The organism is Armatimonadota bacterium (genome assembly GCA_017303935.1).
GTDB lineage: Bacteria > Armatimonadota > Fimbriimonadia > Fimbriimonadales > Fimbriimonadaceae > JAFLBD01.
The window spans coordinates 359929-377605 of sequence record JAFLBD010000002.1 but is presented as its reverse complement, the minus strand read 5'-3'; the positions used below and the strand labels follow the sequence as shown (position 1 = coordinate 377605).

Here is a 17677-nt window from a genome sequence, read left to right as displayed (position 1 = left end):
ACCTGCTCCAGGTTAAGGAAGTACGCGCCAGCCTTGGTCGTACACTTGCCTTGAATCAAACATTCGAGCAGCACCGCCAAGGAACAGCACCATATCGCGCTTGCTGCGCTGTGGCACCTTGTTCACACCTTGTGGCTCCCAATCTCGGTAATAGCTGTTCCAGGTGATAACGGACTTGTCGTCTGGATCAGAGTAACCCAGTTGCCTTGGATCATCCAGAGCATTTCCTTGCCCATATCCTGCACCTTGGCCGATCGAATAATTTGACCAGAATAGCCGGTAGCGAACTTCCCATCGCTCACTCGCCGCGCCGATGCCCTTTGGCAATTGCGCCACATCGTAGCCGCTGAGTTGATAGAAATTCAGAGCTTGGTTGGTCGCGCTGGCAGCCTGCGAAGGATCCTGCAGCACTTGAGTCGTTGGACCGTAAGCTTGTCGTGCACCTGCGATGTCATCGGCACCATTCACTGCACCGTCTCCATTGAGGTCAACTTGTGGCGCAGAACCGACGGCTCTTGCATCTTGCTGTGGCCAAACGGCCTTAGTTGTGGCATCCAATGCGTAGCGGCTCACGACGGACTTGAAGCTGTTGATTCCGCCGACTCGCTTGGGATACAAGAATCCGGTGATTCGGTCGGCAGGCACTACGCCGGCGCCAACAGCACCTGCTTCGTAAGGGTTCACATAACCCAACAGTGCAGGTGGATATCCGCCATTGTCCACTTTGTAAAGTTGCAATGCGGATCGGATCGAGTTTAGGCTCGACAAATCACTGCTCCGGTTAGCGTTGTCTCGGGCACGAGCAAACACTGGGAAGATAATCGCGGAGAGCAACGCAATGATTGCGATCACTGCGAGCAACTCAATAAGGGTAAAGCCGTGCCTTCGATGCATGATTTTCTCTGCCGTCTGGTAATTCTAGACTATATGGACCTTGATGCTGTTCCAAATGTTCTTGAATCTTGGAACCAATTTTTCAAGTTCGCCGTAACTTCGCAATTCACGAACCGTTCAGATATGCCCAATACCGATTAACAATCTGCATTAGGGGCGCGTTGGCGAGTGCGGCAAGGATCGCTCCGACAGCCAGGTATGGCCCAAAGGGAATCGCTGTGGGTTCGGGAGTCCAGCTAGGATCAAAATCTTCATTGCTGTACGGGTTTTCGCCAAACCAGGATTCATAGAACTTTGGAATCGCAAGGCCGATGCAATCAAACGCCAAAAAGTAACCGAGTCCGCATTTGAAAATTGATGCGATCGACTCTGGAATATACGGCTCGTTGTCTTCGGTTTCCGCTTCTTCTTGCCCACTCTTGAGCTTGCGAGAGATCAAAACTTGCACGATTCCGAGCACCGCACCGAGGACGACGGCGATGGCAAAAGTTAGTCCGACTCCAACCGGAAGCAGAATTGCCCCAATCCCACGCATGAGCTTGATATCCCCGTGCCCCATCGCGTCTTTGCCGAACAAGAGTCGCCCCACAAGAGTCACAAACCAAATCGAGAACGTTCCGACCAGCGCGCCGGCGATAGATGCGGGCATGCCCCACAACCAGGCTCCCGGCAATCCCATCCCAATTTGAATTCCGTTTACAACGAGCCCAACCGCCAACAAGAACGCGTTGAGCTGGTCAGGAATGATGAACCAGCGAAGGTCGATGAAGGTCGCCGCAACGAGGGTGCTCACCATCAGGAACAGGGCAACCGCCTGAAGGAGATTCCAACCGACGATCAAGTTTTGATACCAAATAATGGCCCAAAGTGAACCGGTGATAAGCTCAACGATAAAGTATCGTGGCGGGATCGGTACTCGGCAGTGACGACACTTCCCGCCTAAGAATAGCCAGCTGAACAAAGGCACCAAATCGGGCACGTGCAATTGGTGATTACAATTCGGGCAGAAACTGTGTTTGGGCTCGCCAAGCTTTAGCCCTAATGGCATCCGGTAAATCACCACATTGAGAAAGCTCCCGATGGACGCTCCCATCATGAGCGCAAAGGCGACGGTCCAAATCGGAAAAAGTCCTTGCATGGTGACGTGTTGCGAGAGAGAATACCGGTTGTGGCTCCCCCTAAAATTATCGGGTTCCTTGTGTCAAAAATGAACTTGCCCCGACGCAAAAATCGGGGCAAGTTGCTTGGCGATGGTAACCGCGATTATTCGTTGTTGCCGCTGGACAGACCTTCAATCACCTTAATCAGAGGAAGGAACATCGCAATAACGATGAATCCGACGATGAAACCAAGGATGAGAATCATGATCGGCTCCAGCGCCGCTGTGAGCGAAGCCACACGCGCTTCAACTTCATCTTCGTAGAAGTCTGCGATCTTTTGCAGCATGAAGTCGAGCGAACCGGATTCTTCACCAACGCCGATCATGTGAATGACCATCGGTGGGAACAATCGGGACTCTTCGAGCGGGTCGCCGATTCGGTCACCTTCTCGAATTCGAGCTCGTGCTTCTAAAACGGCGTCGGACATGATGGTGTTACCCACCGTTCCCGCAACCGTTTCCATCGCTTGCAGAATCGGAACGCCCGAAGTGAGCAACGTGCCCATCGTTCGGCTAAACCGAGCCATACAAATCATGTGGTGCAGCTTGCCAAACACCGGCACTTTAAGCTTCACACGGTCAATCAATCGCCGCCCAAATCGAGTGGACGCCACCAGTTTGTAGGTGATCAAGATGAGAATTACGCCGCCCAGATACATCCACCATCGTTGAACAAACGTCGCCGAAAGGTCAATGAGGAATTTGGTCATTGCTGGGAATTCATCGTCCTTGAGGCCGATGTCTTTAAACAGCTGAGCAAACTGAGGGACGACCCAGCTGACCAAGAAGCCCACGATACCGATTGCAGCGGTCAAAACCAAGATCGGATAGGTCATCGCCGATTTGATCTTTCGGCGAAGTTCGACGTCTTTCTCCAAGAAGTGAGAGAGTCGTTGCAGAGCTTCTTCAAGCACACCACCGACTTCACCGGCTTTGACAAGACCGATAAACAGACTATCAAAGGTCCGCGGGTGGCGTTGCATCGCCCGGCTGAGCGATTCGCCCGATTCGATTCGGTCGCCGATATCCGCCAGCATTTTCTTCAGCTTGGGGTTTTGAGTTTGGCGAGCCAAAACGTCAAGGCAGCGCACCAGCGAAACACCGGCGTCAACCATCGTACTGAACTGTCGACAGAAAATCGCGAGATCAGCGCGCTTGACCTTTCCGAGGTTCTTCTGCTTGGGCGCCTTGGCCTTGATGACCTGGACTTCGATTACTTCGAAACCTTGTTCGCCAAAACGGCGACGTAGGACTTCCTCGCTCTCGGCTTCCATGGTGCCTTTCTGGATTCCTCCAGAACCATCTTTGAACGCGTAGCTGTAAATGGGCATGGCTTTATATTCTTGTCGGCAATATTAGCGTCGTGGAGGAGGTGTTCCGCCAGGGACACCAGCCCCAGTGGTGGAAATCATCTTCTTCAGTTCGTCTTGGTTCTGGCATCGGCTCATCGCTTCGTCCAGAGTGATGACACCCTTCATGTACAGATCGCGCAAGCATTGGTCCATGGTGAACATGCCCAAGTTTCCGCTGGTCTGAATCGTCGAAGGAATTTGGTGAGTTTTACCTTCACGGATAAGGTTTCGGATCGCAGGGGTGGCCAACATGATTTCGTTGACTGGCACACGGCCCGGCCCACTGGCTCGCGGCAACAGCTGCTGCGAAACAATCGCAACCAAGTTGTTGGCAAGCTGAACTCGGATTTGTTCCTGCTGTCCTGGAGGGAAAACGTCAACGATACGGTCAATCGATTCCGCAGCGTTGTTGGTGTGGAGAGTTGCGAAAACCAAGTGGCCCGTTTCAGCTGCGGTGATCGCCAAGCTGATCGTTTCCACGTCACGCATTTCACCGACGAGCAAGACGTCTGGGTCTTCACGTAGCGCTGCACGCAGAGCGTTGTTGAAGCTCTTGGTATCTTGCCCAACTTCACGCTGGTTGATCAGCGACTGCTTGTGCGAGTGGAGGTATTCGATCGGGTCTTCAATCGTGATGATGTGAACGGCCGAGTTCGCGTTGATGTGGTTGATCATCGCAGCGAGCGAAGTCGACTTACCGGAACCGGTCGGACCTGTAACCAGAATCAAGCCACGAGGTCGCTCGGTGAGCTGATCAAGCAGCGGCGGGAGGTTCAATTCGCGAACTGTTGGAATTCGGCTCGAAATCAAACGGAACGCAGCAGCAACCGCGCCCTTGTCTCGGTAAAGGTTCACACGGAATCGTGCTCGTCCTCGAGGAAGTGCGTACGAGAAGTCGAGCTCCAATGTCGATTCGAATCGCTGAATCTGATCATCCGAGATGATTTCGTACATCATCCGCTGGGTTTGCGCGGCATCAAACTTTTCGAAGTTCAGTCGCTTCAAAGCACCATCTTCACGGATCACAGGCTCGCTGGCGGTGCAAATGTGAAGGTCGGAGCAGTTGCGATCTACCACGATCTCAAGCAGTGCATCAATGTGGAGATCGTCGATCGGACGCGGCTTGCCGGCACCCTCAAGTGGAGGAGCAGCGGCTTGTTGCTGCATCGGTGGCTGGGGGACTTGACCCGGCGGTGGCGGCACCATTCCAGGCGGCGCTTGTGGCGGAGGAGTGTTCTGATTCTGCATTTGATCGGCTACTCGTTGGAAACTTTAATGATAGCAATTGTACGACGCAGATTGCGAGCGCGAATGTTCAACGGGAATTACTTTTAACATCAACCCCTGTGACGCAAGGCTATACTTGGGCCATGAAGCTAGCAAGTTTTCTAGCATTTGGCATGGTGCTGTTGGCACCGATTTCGCAGGCCGCCGAGCCCGCATTTTCGCTGACGGTGCTGCACACGAACGATATCCATAGCCGAGTTGAACCGGCGATGATCTCGAAGAAGCCGTACGGAGGCTATGCGCGGGTCGCGACGCTCCTCAAGCGATACCGAACGCTGGACAAGAACGTTGTTGTCCTGAACGCTGGCGATTCCTTCCAAGGCACGCTTTACTACAACGTCTACCGAGGGGCAGCAGATGCCTTACTCATGAATATCTGCGGCTACGATGCAATGACATTGGGCAACCATGAATTTGACGATGGTCCTGTTGGCCTTGCGCCTTTCCTCCGAACGGTCCAGTTCCCCGTGGTTTGCTGCAATCTTGATTTCACGAACGAACCCAATGTGCGAAATTTCGTCCGCCCATCGACGATTCTGAATGTCAGTGGCGAGCGTATCGCTCTCATCGGGGTGATGACTCCCGACTTGCTTTCAATCAGCTCACCGGGCGATCAAATCAAGATGAAGCCGCTGGATTCCAGCATTCAAACCGAGATCAATAAGTACAAGATTCAAGGCATAAACAAGTTCATTTTGCTCAGCCACATGGGCTATGACGAGGACAAAGCAATCGCCGCCCGAATCCCCGATCTCGACATGATCGTTGGCGGACATTCGCACTCTTACCTTGGTAATGCACAGATTCCTGGCCTGCCGGCACCGATCGGCCCGTACCCAACGCTTGTTGGCAATACCGTGATCGTCCAAGCCTGGGAGTGGGCAAAGCTCCTCGGCCGAATCAAGGTCGATTTTGATGCGAGCGGCAAAGTTGTCGGCACGCGCGATGGAGCTCCGATTGTTGTTGACAGCACCGTTCCAGAAGACCAAATGGTCAAGTCGGCGATTGTTGCTCTGCGCAAGCCTATCGAAGCGCTTCAGAGCCAGCCTGTTGGGTTCACCCAGAACGGGCTCGACCGAGGCTCGACTCCAGAACTTCCTATTGGCAGCGTGATTGCGGACGCCCAGCTCGCGGCAATGAAGAAAGCCGGTGCTGTGGCGGCATTCATGAATCGGGGCGGAGTGCGCGCCCCAATCGAGCCGGGAGAAATCACCTACGGCGAGGTGATCTCCGTTCAGCCTTTTGGAAACACTTTGGTAGTGATCGATCTGACCGGCAAGGAAATTCAAGACATGCTCGAAGTCGGAACCAGCAAAGGTTTAGTTCAAGTTTCGGCAGGATTCTTTTACTCAGTTGCGGGGCAAAAAGTCACCAGCATGACCCTGAACGGTGCGCCTGTGCAGCTAGACAAGACTTACCGCGTTGTCGTGAACAACTTCATGGCGCGTGGTGGCGACGGATTTGTTTCGCTACAGAATGCAAAGGGATATCGACTGGACACCGGCGTTCTTGACCTGGACGTGCTGATCGATTATTTGAAGGCGAATAACCCGACCGATATCAAGATAGGATCGCGAATCAAAGCCAGCAACTAGGTGATTTCGGGGGCGATTTCTTGTTCAAAAATCGCCTCCATTTCCCCGCTGAGGTCCTCGTCTAGCGCCTTACCCATTTCTTTCATTTGCTCTCGAAAATCATCTGGGGTTTCCGAGAAATCGTGACTCGATAGAGTATCTGCTACTTGGTCCAGCCGAGCATCCTCACCTCTTCCCAATCGAAATCGGCTGATCAACCGGCTCACCTTGACCGAACCGCATTTTGCACATGCCGGCACTTCCTGCGAACCAATAGGGATCAGATCCTGAAAGCGGTGATTACAGTCCATGCAATGGAATTCGTAAATCGGCATAGGCAAGGCGGTACACTGTCTGGACGCGGCGACAGTCGCCAAATTCAGTGTACGTCAAGTTTTGGCGTTAGATTGAGCGCGGCAACGGTCTGCCCCACAAGTTTTGTATCCCAAAACCGAGGCTATTCCCTTGGCAAGAAAAAAAGTATATTCCCGAAAATCGGCTGCTCCAGCTCCTAGCGGAAAAGTCGAAATTGTAGTTAACTGCACCCTCCGCGAAACACGCATCGCTGTCCTCGAAGACCAGACTCTTATGGAGTACCGAGTCGAGCGAGAAGAGCGCGTCGTCGGTTCGATTTTCAAAGGCATTGTTCAAAACGTGCTACAAGGCATGGATGCGGCGTTTGTCGACATCGGCCTAGAGCGCAACGCGTTTCTTTACGTCGGCGATATTCTGCCCGACGATCCTCAAGTTGATAACAGCCCCAGCGGGCTCAAGCGCGCTGAACTTCGTCGCCGAAAGATCAAAGAACTGATTCGGCCGGGCCAAGAAATCATGGTGCAGGTCACCAAAGGTCCACGCGGCACCAAAGGTGCGCGTGTCACCACACGCATCGCTTTGCCGGGTCGCTACCTCGTTTTGATGCCGGAACACAACCACGTCGGCGTCAGCCGCAAGATTGATGATCGGCGCGAGCGCGAACGATTGCGCCAGATCGGAGATACGATCGCACCTAAAGGCTTTGGCGTGATCATGAGGACCGAATGCGAGGGCCGAACTGAGCAAGAACTTCGCCAAGACGTCGCTTTCCTCGTGCAGTTGTGGAGCCAAGTTATGGAAGGCGCAAAGAAGATGCGCGCTCCGGCTTGCGTTCACCGAGACCAAACCCTGCTCTACCGAACGATCCGAGACATGTTCTCCGAAGAAATCGAGAAGATGGTGATCGACGATCCGGAAGAGTACGAAAAGGCGCATATGGTCGCCAGAATGGTCGCTCCAAACCTGGCTAGCAAGATCTTCTTGTACGATCGTGATGAGCCAATCTTTGATAGCTATGGCGTCGAAAAGGACCTCGACCGATTGCTCCAGCACAAGGTGTGGCTCAAGTCTGGCGCCTATTTGGTGATGGACGAGATGGAAGCGCTCACTGCTGTGGACGTGAACACCGGCAAGATGGTGGGTTCCACAACGCTCTCCGACACCATTCTAAAAACAAATTTGGAGGCCGCGGATGAGGTCTGTCGCCAACTGCGCCTGCGAGATATGGGCGGGATCATCGTCATCGACTTTATCGACATGGAGTCGGCCGAAGATCGAAAGAAGGTCCTCGACCATTTCACCAAGAAACTCGGTAAAGACACCGCTCGCACCCGGGTTGGAAAGGTTTCAAGTTTGGGTCTCGTCGAGATCACCCGTAAGCGCACGGGCGAATCGGTCACCGAGTCTATCACCGACATCTGCCCAATGTGCGAAGGGCGCGGACGCGTTCCATCGCGGGATACGGTCAGCCTTTGGATCGAGCGTGACATGCGCCGAATGCTTGGCGAGCCAGGAAACGCCTATCTTGTACGATGCCACCCATCTGCGGTCGAAGCATTTATCGGTGGCGATGGAGAAGGGATTGAAGACCTTGAGCACGAGCTTGAGCGAGCTATTTTCTTGCGAGCCGATTTTGACTGCTCGTTTGACGAATACAGCATCGAACCCGGGACCCTTGAAGATCTCGACAAGAAGCTCATGGGCTACAAGCGAACGCAAGTATTGGAGTGCAACGTCCGCCGAAGCGAAATCGAGGGTCAAAACAAGGCCGTCGGTTGGACCGACTCGGGGTACTACGTCGAGCTGATCAATGGCGCCGAGTTTACGGGTCAGCGAGTAAAAATCTGCTTGATTGATATTCGCCGATCGTTCGCGGTGGCAGACGTCATCATTGCGGGCCAAGTGGTCACTCGGGAATCGAGATGAAGTCTTCACTGGGTTCGATCACAGTTGTTTGCGGCAGCATGTTCGCCGGGAAAAGTGAAGAACTAATCCGGCGAGCTAGGCGCGCGCTTTATGCCAAAAAGAAGGTGCAGGTGTTCAAGCCCTGCATCGACCGCAGATACGACGAACACAGTGTGGTGTCTCATATGGGGGTCAAACACGAGGCCAAGCCAGTGCTTGATACCGCCGAGCTCGAAAAGGAGCTTTGCGATGACCTCGATGTTTTGCTAATTGAAGAAGTACAATTTTTCGACGAGAAAATTGTAGATTTGGTAGTGCGTTTAGCTGATCAAGGCGTGGAGGTCATCTGCGCTGGGCTGGACCAAGACTTTCGCCGGAAGCCGTTCGGCCCGATGCCCCAGCTTCTAGCTGTCGCCGATGAGGTCGTGAAGCTTCGCGCAATCTGCCTGAATTGCGGCAATATCGCCAGCCACACGTTTCGAATCATCAACGGCAAGCCCGCCCACAAGAACGATCCAATCATCTTGATCGGGGCCACCGAAAGCTATGAAGCGCGATGCCGGAACTGCTTTGAATTGGGTGGCGAACGCAAGTCCAAACCCAAGAAAAAGAAGTCCGCGGCACCACGCCGCAGTTAGAACTTAACTGTTCTTCAGCGACTGCATATCGATGCAGAATCGGTACTTCACGTCCGACTTCAGCATACGCTCGTACGCCTTGTTAATATCCTGAATCGCAATCATTTCGACGTCCGCAGTGATATTGTGTTCACCGCAGAAGTCCAACATTTCCTGCGTAACTTGTATTCCGCCGATCAAAGTCGCTGAAATCGTCTTGTTGCCGAAAAGCAATGCAAATGCGGAGACCGGGGTGGGTTCTGGCGGCGCTCCGACGAGCGACAGCTTCCCTTCACGCTTGAGCAATTGAAGGTATGCGTTTAGATCGTGCTGGGCAGAAACGCAATCTAGGATGAAGTCAAACGACCACGCGTGTTGGCCCATCTCTTCAGGATTGGTCGATATCACTACTTCGTCGGCTCCCAACCGTTTAGCATCTTCGGCTTTGCTTGGCGACGTCGTGAATACTACGACATGTGCGCCCATAGCCTTCGCGAGCTTGACTCCCATGTGTCCAAGGCCACCTAGTCCAACGATTCCAACCTTCATTCCAGGGCCAACTCCCGCCGTCTTGAGAGGGTAGTAGGTCGTGATTCCAGCACAAAGTAATGGGGCTGCTCCAGCAAGATCGAGGTTGCTTGGTATTTTCAATACGAAATGCTCTTCGACGACAATCGTCTCGGAATATCCGCCGTAAGTGACCGGAGCGGTCCCAAACTTATCGGGAGCGTTGTAGGTGAAAACCGAATTTGGGCAGAACTGTTCGAACCCATCGGCGCAATTCGGGCAGGTCATGTCCGAGCCAACTAAGCAGCCAACTCCAACGATGTCGCCCACTTTATGCTTAGTGACCGAAGGCCCAACTTCCAGCACCTTTCCAACGATCTCGTGGCCAGGAACGCAAGGGTAAACGGTGGGCATAATGGCATTCCATTCGTCCCGCGCTGTGTGCAAATCCGAGTGGCAGATTCCACAAAACAGAATCTCGATTTTAACGTCGAATTCGTGCGTGGATCGTCGGGCAATCGTTGCCTCTTCGAGAGTGCTAGTAGGGGATTGCGCGGCGTAGGCTTTCGTATTGAAGCTGCTCATACCAGTAGTGTACGTCTTTGAAGCTGGTCCAATTTGCCCTTGAGGTCAATCTTAAAGAAAGAGTGCCAGAAGCAAATGCTTCTGGCACTCTGGAAACGAATTGGCAGCAAAGACTACTCAGTCCGCTTGATTTTGATCTTCATATCGATCGGCACTGGCGAGAGGGCGAGCGGCGCATTTTTGATGTGCAGTTCTTCCTTCGCACTGGTACCGTCGGCAGTGATCACCCAGACGAATCCTTCGCAGGTTGCAGGAGTTTCGCCAGCGGTTTCCTTCGAGGTCACTTTGACCTTTACGGTTTCCCACTTGCCAATTGTCTCAACAGCAACGGCTTCAAAGTTTGATTCGATCGGATAGGTGTCGGCCAATGAGGACTTCATTGCGCCGTTCCACTTGTCTCCAACTTTGACGTCCATCGGCGGCTTGAGCACTGTGCCCAACATCGCGAGTCGCAAGCTAGAAGCATCCTCGTCACCCATGTCATCGTACGACTTCACGGCGCGATTTGGACCAGTGACGATCTTGACGGTGGCCTCGTCATCCATTGGGATGGTTTGGTCACCGGCCTTGACGACAACATCCTTCTGCGAACTCTCGTAAGAGATGGATCCATCTTCATCGACCTTGGTCACCTTGTCGGTGTTTTTGCCACTGATGCTGATCTTCTCGCCGTTGAAGTCGAGTTCCGCTTCAAATTCGTACTTGGCTTCGTCACCGACTTTTGCAATTCGGGCGAGGCTGTAGGTGCCGTCCATCGCCGCTACCGCAAGCGCGGCAAGCGAAAGGAGCACCAATACTGCTGAATTTCGGAATCTAGATTTCATAGCGATATCGTAGCTGAAAGCAATCGGTTTTGACTACTCAGTCTTGGTGATGTTGAACTTCATGACCATTTCGCCCATTTCTTCGTTCTTCATCGTGGTCTGCCCATCAAATTTGACAAGCACGCCGTTCGAAAGGTCAACCCAGATGTTACCGGTGAGGACTCGATCCTTCTCGCTAAGAGCGGTGAGCTTGATCGAAACCTTCGCGCACTTAGTCTTTTCGACATCTTCAAGCGCCAGCAGTTCATACTCGCAGGTCGAAGCATCTTCGTTCTTGTCGCCCTCGTCGTTGATGACGATGGTTTTCATGGTCTCGGTCCACTTTGTGCCGACTGCGACTTCCTTCTTGGAAGACAGCAGGTTGATATAAGCCTTCAGCGGAGCAAGAGTCCCGGTCATACCCTCGTTCTTTGCGTCGTACTTCAGGGTCGCGATTTGGCCGTTTGGCAAAATTTCGTAGGTGGCAACGCCGTCATCCTGCTTCATCTTCTCGCCCATAACACTGAGTTCGAAGTCTGAGAATTCGGAATCGAGCTTGGTCGCCTTCTCATCGACCTTGGTCACCTTGTCGGTCACCTTTCCAGAGATTTCGATGGTGACGCCTTCGATGTCAATCGAAACGCCCATTTTGTACTTGTAAGTGTCTCCGGCTTTGGCTCGAAGGTGAAGATTCGCAGAATCGGCAGCGGCATTGGCACCAACAACAATGGCACCAAGCAAGGTCGCAAGGATAAATCGGGATTTCATAAAAATACTCTTGTAGGTCAATGATGCATCAACGCTAGCATCATGACGCCTACTACCGGTTCTCGGTTACTCTAGTTTCCTTAACTAGGCTATTTCGGCGATAAAGGGTACCTTTTGTGGCAATTGAAGCCCAGAATCATCTCTCTAGACTGCGCGAACACCCTGATGGAAGTTCGATGGAATCCCGGACGGTTTGCTGTCGCATGCGCCGCAGATGCTGGGCTAGAACTGCCGGATTCCGCTGCGAATCAGTACGATGCGATCCTTGCGCCACGTTGGCCGCTCTTCCAGCAACTCAACACCGAGCGATCAACTGAAGTCCTCGATGAGTTTTGGAGAGAGCAAACGCGCTTGTGGCTGGACGCTGTCGGTGCGCCACAACATTGGGTTGAACCGGTCCGCACCGAAGCCGAACACCAGCTCTACCATACGGATCGGTGGTTTTCACTTATCCAAGGCACGGTTGAAGGCCTTGAAATGCTCAAATCGAAGGGTCACCGCCTAGCCGTCTGCAGCAACTGGGATCGGTCGCTCCACCGCTTGATAGACGCAAAGAATTTGTCCCAATATTTCGAAGTCGTGATCGCATCGTTGGAAGAAGGGGTCGAGAAGCCTGAACCCGGAATCTTTCAGGCATTCTGCGAGCGGATGAACTGCGACCCCATCGATGTGTTGCACGTTGGGGATGATCCGATCGACGATCTCCAGGGAGCGAAGACCTTCGGAATGCATTCGGCCTGGCTTTGCCCGTCAGCGTCCGAGAAGTCTCATCGTGTCGAAGACGAATTCGATCGCTTCGTTATTCGATCATTGCCAGAACTTGCGGAGATGCTCGGTTGAATCTGTCTGATTTTGACTTTGAGCTCCCAGAAGAGCTGATCGCGCAGGAACCGCTTGAAGATCGATCTGCCAGCAGACTTTTGTGCCTCAACAAAGAATCCGGGGCGGTGGAACATCGTCAATTCAAAGACATTTTGGAGTTTCTCCATCCCGGAGATCTGCTCGTGGTCAACAACACTCGGGTGACCGCAAAGCGGTTGTTCGGCGAGAAAACTACCGGCGGGAAAGTTGAAGCTTTGGTGCTCAGCAACGAACCAGAGCCGTTCACTTTTCGAGCCTTGATGCGCCCTGGCAAACGACTTCGTCCTGGCGCGATCGTTGAATTTGGACACGGACTAAGGGCAACGATCCTCAAGGATGCTGGCGAAGGACAGAAGATCATCCGGTTCGACGAACTCAGCAACTTCGGGGAAGCGATGGAGCAGTTCGGCGAAGTGCCTTTGCCGCCATACATCCACCACCGTTTGGATTCCCCAGAGCGGTATCAGACGGTGTTCAACAAAGTCGGCGGGAGCAGTGCTGCGCCGACCGCCGCGCTACATTTCTCCGAGGAACTGATCGCGAAACTCAAGTCGAACGGCGTCAAATTCGCCGAAGTCACGCTTGATGTTGGGATCGACACCTTTCGCCCTGTCGCGGTCGAAAATCTGGATGAACACGTTATGCATGGTGAAACGTGCCGCATTTCTGACGAAGCCGCCGAGACGATCAATTCCTCAATGGGCCGAATCATCGCGGTTGGCACGACGTCGGTGCGGACCTTAGAGTCGTTTGCGATTGGAACTCGCCGGGTAGCATCCGGAGAAAAAAACACCCAGATTTTCATCAAACCGGGATACAAGTTTCAAGTCGTTGAGGCGATGTTCACAAACTTCCACTTGCCCAAGACGACCATGTTGATGATGATCTCGGCGATGGCCTCGCGCGAGGCTGTGATTTCAGCGTACAATGATGCAGTTCGGAACGGCTACAGGTTTCTTAGTTTCGGCGACTCAATGTATATTTCTTGAGGGAAATGTTGTGCATTGGACCGCATGAATTGAGTATCATAGAACCTGATGAGCCCCCGACAGGAGTCCGTTTTGACTACTCAGGAAGAGTTTGATCCATTAGCTTATATTGAGAGTGCATTTAGGGAAGATAAGAAAGAGCCCCTCGCTGCAGAAATCGACAGCGACGAAGATTTTAAGCTTCCTTCTATTGGCGAATTTTTAGGAAAAAAATCAGCTAAGCCTGCGGCGACAAAAGCACCGCGAGTTGCACGCAAGCAAGATGCTTCTGGCGAGAACCTTTCTTCCCCACGCCCTCGCCGTGTTCGCAAGGCTGAGACATCCGAACCAACGATCGATCCAGAACTTCAGGCGATTTGGTCTCGGCTCCCACGAAACATCGAGTTTCTTTCAACATTTTTTGACGACAAGGTCACTGCAAACTACTACACGGGCGAATTCAAGGAGTCTCGGCAAGAGCTCATCCAACGACTTCTGGACCCAGAATTGACTCTTGAAGAGGTCAGCCGCTTGCTCGGCGTTTGCCCTGCAACTGTTCGACGCTACACTAATCGAAATTGGCTGGAGCATCACCGAACACAAGGCGGACAACGACGATTCCGACTGAGCGGCGTAGTCAAGTTCGTTGAATCTCACGGCCGAGTTACCGACTAAAGTCCCATACTCGCAAACTTTTGGCACACGGATGAAGGTTCTTATCCGTGTGTTCTGCTTTTTCAGGGCAACAAGTAGTCAAAATAGGATCAACCTCGAGTGAACAAACCCCTGCGCATCGCCATCTTTTCTGACTCTGCACTTCCTGTCTTGAACGGAGTGAGCGTGAGCATCGATGCGCAAGTAAGAGAGCTGCGCTCGATGGGGCATTCGGTTCACATTTTTACAGCGGCCCACTTTGGCTACAAGGACCCCGACCCGAACACCTATCGATTCCCCAGCGCTCAAACGCCTTGGACCAAAGGATATCCACTGGCCTTTCCGCCTTTCTATCCCTTGCTGTACTTCTTCCGCAAGAGCCGATTTGACGTTGTTCACACCCACACCCCGTGGACCATCGGATTCGTTGGCCTACGGTGGGCTCAATCCCACGGCATCCCAGTGGTGAGCACTTATCACACGCATTACGACAAGTATTCGCACTACATCCCGTTTGTGCCGAAGCGATATGTCCGGTACAAGATCGCCAAACACACCAATTTTTATTACAACGAAGTCGACCACATCATCACCCCTAGCGATGCGAGCAAAAAGTGGCTGATGCGGCACAGTGTTGGACGCCCGATCACCGTCATCCCGACCGGAGCGTTGCCGCGCCAGATGCTCGACCGCGCCGACATGCGGCTGAAACTTGGACTGGCGCCGAATCAGCGGCTGCTGCTGTATGTCGGTCGCATTGCAGAAGAAAAGAACATGGAGGTGTTGCTCGAAGCCGCCGCGCAAGTGATGGCGCAAGACCCCTCGACTGTCTTCTGGCTGGTTGGGGATGGACCCTACCGGGAGAATTGCTTGGAAATGGCCCGAAATCTGGGGATCGGCGACCGCACTCGGTTCGTTGGCTTCGTAGCGAGAACCGAGGTCGATAATTACTACGCTGCAGCCGATCTGTTCCTGTTTGCTAGCATCACTGAAACTCAGGGCCTGGTGATTCAAGAGGCGATGAGCTACGGTCTTCCCGTGGTGGTCGTCCAAGGTGGCGGTGCGAGCAGCCCGATTACAACCGGAGAAAATGGGTTTGTCGTTAAGAACGATCCTTGCGAACTCGCCGATTGCGCCCTAGATCTCTTAAGAGACGATGCGCTCTATTCCCGAATTTCGAATGCGGCGCTCAGGGCCAGTGGCGAATTCGGCATCCGGGACATGGCGGAATCCGTCCTGAATGTTTATCAATCAGTTCTCGATGGAAACCGATCAAAACCCCTCATCGCCCCGGTTTAGGGGGATTCAAGCGCTAGCCGCTGTGGCTGGCTCGCTGTTCGTGCTTCGGTTGGCTGTGGCGTTCATCATGGTTCCCGAGGCTGTCGCGCCATGGGCGAGCTTGTTCCTCACCGTCCTTTTTATCATCGCCCCGATCGTCGGATTGTTCTTCGCCGCAAACGAAAAATGGAGTCCAATTCGCGCGACTTCCCTGGTCGTTATCGGAGTGCTTTTTCACCTAGGGTTGACTGTGTTGATCAGGCAACTAAAGCTTGAAGGAGTGGCAGCTGTTGTGCTCACAGCCCTCGCACAGACTGGATTGCTGCTGTGGTGCGCGGGGCTTGGCGCGCTTGTTTCTTCTCTTCTGAAAGACAAGAATATCCTTCTACCGATCGCGCTCGTGCTGGCGGCGATCGATATCTTCGTGGTGACTAGCCCCATCGGCACGGTGAAACAGGTGCTCCAGAAGCAGCCCGAGATTCTCGAAAAGGTGGCGTACAGCGTGCCAAAGGCCGCGATCGAAGGGCAGCAGCAAGGCGTCCAGGTTAACATCGGCGCATACGTTGGCCCCGCCGATCTGTTCTTCCTGATGATGTTCTTCGTCGCGATTTGGAAGTTTGGGTTGCGAGCCAAAGAAACTCTGCGATGGATGAGCGTGGCACTCGTCGGCTATTTGCTGATCGTTCTGTTCTTTGGCGATGTCCGCTTTGGAGAAGTGAGCCTCGCGGCACTGCCTGCGCTGGTGCCGATAGGAGCCGTGATCCTGCTGGTGAATCGAAAGGAATTCACCTTGAGTCGCGATGAACTACAGAGCACGATTGCCGTTGGGATCATTGGTCTGTGCCTGGCGAGTTACGGGCTTTACAGCGGGGTCACAGCGACGAAAGCAAAGCCTGTTGAGCCTTCGCAAAAGGCCGCTTCTGCAAAACCTCAAGCACCTCAAGCGACGCCTTAGCCAGCTTCTCTGGGTTCACGCCGGTGCTGAGACCGCTTCTCTCGCAAAAATAGACCAGATCATCGGTGGCCAAATTGCCTCCCGCGCCGGGTGCGTAGGGGCATCCACCGAGTCCCGCTGCAGAACTGTCAAACGCATTGAATCCGAGATCGAGTGCCTGGGCAACGCAAGAGATTGCTGCGCCGCGCGTATCGTGAAAATGCCAAACGAGCTTGGATTTTTCGATCCCACCGAGGGCTTGGGAGAGTTGCTTCACATCTGCAGGAACAGCCGTACCGATCGTATCGCCGATGCTGATCTCATCCACTCCGAGAGCGAGAAGTTTCTCCACCACATCTACCACGTCGCTAGTTGGGACTCTGCCTGCAAATGGGCAATCGAACGCGGTGGAAACGTAACCACGAACGAATCCTGTTGGCTTTTGGTCCCGAAACTTCGTGAGAACGTCGGCAAACGCTTCTAAAGACTGCTCGACGGTCATGTTGATGTTTTTTTCGGTGAATGCCGAGCTCGCGGCGGTGAAAACAGCAATGCGGTCCATGCCCACGGTGAGCGCAGACTCCAGGCCACGTACGTTCGGTACAAGTGCAGAGTACATTGGGCCGGCGGGAAGCAGTGGCACCAATTCCAGACTATCGCCCAGTTGCGGCACCCACTTAGGAGAAACAAAGCTGGTCGCCTCAATCTCAGGCAGACCAGCTTCAAATAAAGCGGCTATGAATCGAAGTTTGACTTCAAGAGGGACTGGGATTTTCTCGTTTTGTAGTCCGTCTCTTGGCCCAACTTCGATGATACGAATCATGGAATGATTGTACGGAGTTTTCCAATGAAAACGCACTCGTCATTGTCGAGCGTGCCGAAAACAAAATCGAAACCTTCGGAAGTTTCTTGGATGGTGTACAAGCACTTTCGTTCACCCAAGATCGCCTTGAAGATGGTCCGGAAGTCCTTTTGAACCAGATCTTGGTTGCTGCCGACATCCTTTAGCTGGACATGAAGTTGCAGATCGTATTCGTTGTCGTCAGATTTGATTTTGGACAACTTGCTAAGGTAGGGCAACCTGTTGAGTCCCTGCTGTAGGCGGTATTCCCAAACTGAAATATCGCGCATTGCGATCGGGTTGTAATAGTTTCGCCAAGACCGAATTTGGCCATCCCACTCAAACTTTGATGCTGTTTCGTTCATATTTGCCCGG

The 17677-nt window shown here is 53.2% G+C and carries 18 protein-coding genes; 8 read left to right on the top strand and 10 right to left on the bottom strand.

Annotated elements, in window-relative coordinates; all coding sequences use genetic code 11:
• Positions 1 to 12: 12 nt before the first annotated feature.
• The 4 genes from J0L72_06435 to J0L72_06420 form a co-directional block, all read right to left on the bottom strand.
• Entirely contained in the window at positions 13 to 894 is an 882-nt protein-coding gene (locus J0L72_06435) for a prepilin-type N-terminal cleavage/methylation domain-containing protein (protein ID MBN8690415.1), read from the bottom strand.
• A gap of 106 nt (positions 895 to 1000) precedes the next feature.
• On the bottom strand, positions 1001 to 2032 hold the full coding sequence (locus J0L72_06430) for a prepilin peptidase (GenBank protein ID MBN8690414.1): 1032 nt from the start codon (positions 2030 to 2032) through the stop codon (positions 1001 to 1003).
• A 125-nt stretch (positions 2033 to 2157) separates the two neighbouring features.
• A complete protein-coding gene (locus J0L72_06425; protein ID MBN8690413.1) occupies positions 2158 to 3384 on the bottom strand; it encodes a type II secretion system F family protein in 1227 nt (408 codons plus the stop codon).
• 24 nt (positions 3385 to 3408) lie between these two features.
• On the bottom strand, positions 3409 to 4572 hold the full coding sequence (locus J0L72_06420) for a type IV pilus twitching motility protein PilT (GenBank protein MBN8690412.1): 1164 nt from the start codon (positions 4570 to 4572) through the stop codon (positions 3409 to 3411).
• Between the two features lie 203 nt (positions 4573 to 4775).
• Between J0L72_06420 and J0L72_06415 the strand changes: the two genes are divergently transcribed.
• Entirely contained in the window at positions 4776 to 6287 is a 1512-nt protein-coding gene (locus J0L72_06415; GenBank protein ID MBN8690411.1) for a 5'-nucleotidase C-terminal domain-containing protein, read from the top strand.
• Here J0L72_06415 and J0L72_06410 read toward each other — a convergent pair.
• On the bottom strand, positions 6284 to 6577 hold the full coding sequence (locus J0L72_06410; protein ID MBN8690410.1) for a hypothetical protein: 294 nt from the start codon (positions 6575 to 6577) through the stop codon (positions 6284 to 6286). The genes J0L72_06415 and J0L72_06410 overlap by 4 nt on opposite strands.
• Positions 6578 to 6731: 154 nt before the next feature.
• Here J0L72_06410 and J0L72_06405 point away from each other — a divergent pair, with 154 nt between their 5' ends.
• Complete coding sequence (locus J0L72_06405) at positions 6732 to 8507, top strand: Rne/Rng family ribonuclease (GenBank protein ID MBN8690409.1); 1776 nt, start codon at positions 6732 to 6734, stop codon at positions 8505 to 8507.
• Positions 8504 to 9124 (top strand): thymidine kinase, encoded by a 621-nt coding sequence (locus J0L72_06400; GenBank protein MBN8690408.1) that lies wholly within the window; start codon positions 8504 to 8506, stop codon positions 9122 to 9124. The genes J0L72_06405 and J0L72_06400 overlap by 4 nt, the downstream gene beginning before the upstream one ends.
• A 3-nt stretch (positions 9125 to 9127) precedes the next feature.
• Here the strand turns inward: J0L72_06400 and J0L72_06395 are convergent, their stop codons facing one another.
• The 3 genes from J0L72_06395 to J0L72_06385 form a co-directional block, all read right to left on the bottom strand.
• Positions 9128 to 10195: an NAD(P)-dependent alcohol dehydrogenase gene (locus J0L72_06395; GenBank protein ID MBN8690407.1), complete on the bottom strand. Its 1068-nt coding sequence runs from the start codon at positions 10193 to 10195 to the stop codon at positions 9128 to 9130.
• Positions 10196 to 10308: 113 nt separating this feature from the next.
• A complete protein-coding gene (locus J0L72_06390) occupies positions 10309 to 11019 on the bottom strand; it encodes a hypothetical protein (protein MBN8690406.1) in 711 nt (236 codons plus the stop codon).
• A 33-nt stretch (positions 11020 to 11052) separates the two neighbouring features.
• The gene (locus J0L72_06385; GenBank protein MBN8690405.1) at positions 11053 to 11766 is read right to left on the bottom strand and encodes a hypothetical protein; all 714 of its coding nucleotides are present in this window, start codon (positions 11764 to 11766) and stop codon (positions 11053 to 11055) included.
• 165 nt (positions 11767 to 11931) lie between these two features.
• Between J0L72_06385 and J0L72_06380 the strand changes: the two genes are divergently transcribed.
• The 5 genes from J0L72_06380 (at position 11932) to J0L72_06360 (ending at position 16482) form a co-directional block, all read left to right on the top strand.
• Positions 11932 to 12606 carry an HAD-IIIA family hydrolase gene (locus tag J0L72_06380; protein ID MBN8690404.1) on the top strand — a complete coding sequence of 225 codons (675 nt, stop codon included), beginning with the start codon at positions 11932 to 11934 and terminating at the stop codon, positions 12604 to 12606.
• A complete protein-coding gene (queA, locus tag J0L72_06375) occupies positions 12603 to 13616 on the top strand; it encodes a tRNA preQ1(34) S-adenosylmethionine ribosyltransferase-isomerase QueA (protein ID MBN8690403.1) in 1014 nt (337 codons plus the stop codon). The genes J0L72_06380 and queA overlap by 4 nt, the downstream gene beginning before the upstream one ends.
• A gap of 48 nt (positions 13617 to 13664) precedes the next feature.
• Positions 13665 to 14270, top strand: coding sequence for a helix-turn-helix domain-containing protein (locus tag J0L72_06370; protein ID MBN8690402.1), 606 nt, complete (start codon positions 13665 to 13667; stop codon positions 14268 to 14270).
• 99 nt (positions 14271 to 14369) lie between these two features.
• Complete coding sequence (locus J0L72_06365) at positions 14370 to 15548, top strand: glycosyltransferase (GenBank protein MBN8690401.1); 1179 nt, start codon at positions 14370 to 14372, stop codon at positions 15546 to 15548.
• Positions 15490 to 16482 carry a hypothetical protein gene (locus tag J0L72_06360; GenBank protein MBN8690400.1) on the top strand — a complete coding sequence of 331 codons (993 nt, stop codon included), beginning with the start codon at positions 15490 to 15492 and terminating at the stop codon, positions 16480 to 16482. The genes J0L72_06365 and J0L72_06360 overlap by 59 nt, the downstream gene beginning before the upstream one ends.
• On the opposite strand, the gene J0L72_06355 is transcribed toward J0L72_06360, so the two are convergent.
• Both J0L72_06355 and J0L72_06350 read right to left on the bottom strand, forming a co-directional pair.
• A complete protein-coding gene (locus J0L72_06355; protein MBN8690399.1) occupies positions 16400 to 17284 on the bottom strand; it encodes a hydroxymethylglutaryl-CoA lyase in 885 nt (294 codons plus the stop codon). The genes J0L72_06360 and J0L72_06355 overlap by 83 nt on opposite strands.
• A complete protein-coding gene (locus J0L72_06350) occupies positions 17281 to 17667 on the bottom strand; it encodes a hypothetical protein (GenBank protein MBN8690398.1) in 387 nt (128 codons plus the stop codon). The genes J0L72_06355 and J0L72_06350 overlap by 4 nt, the downstream gene beginning before the upstream one ends.
• Positions 17668 to 17677: the final 10 nt, after the last annotated feature.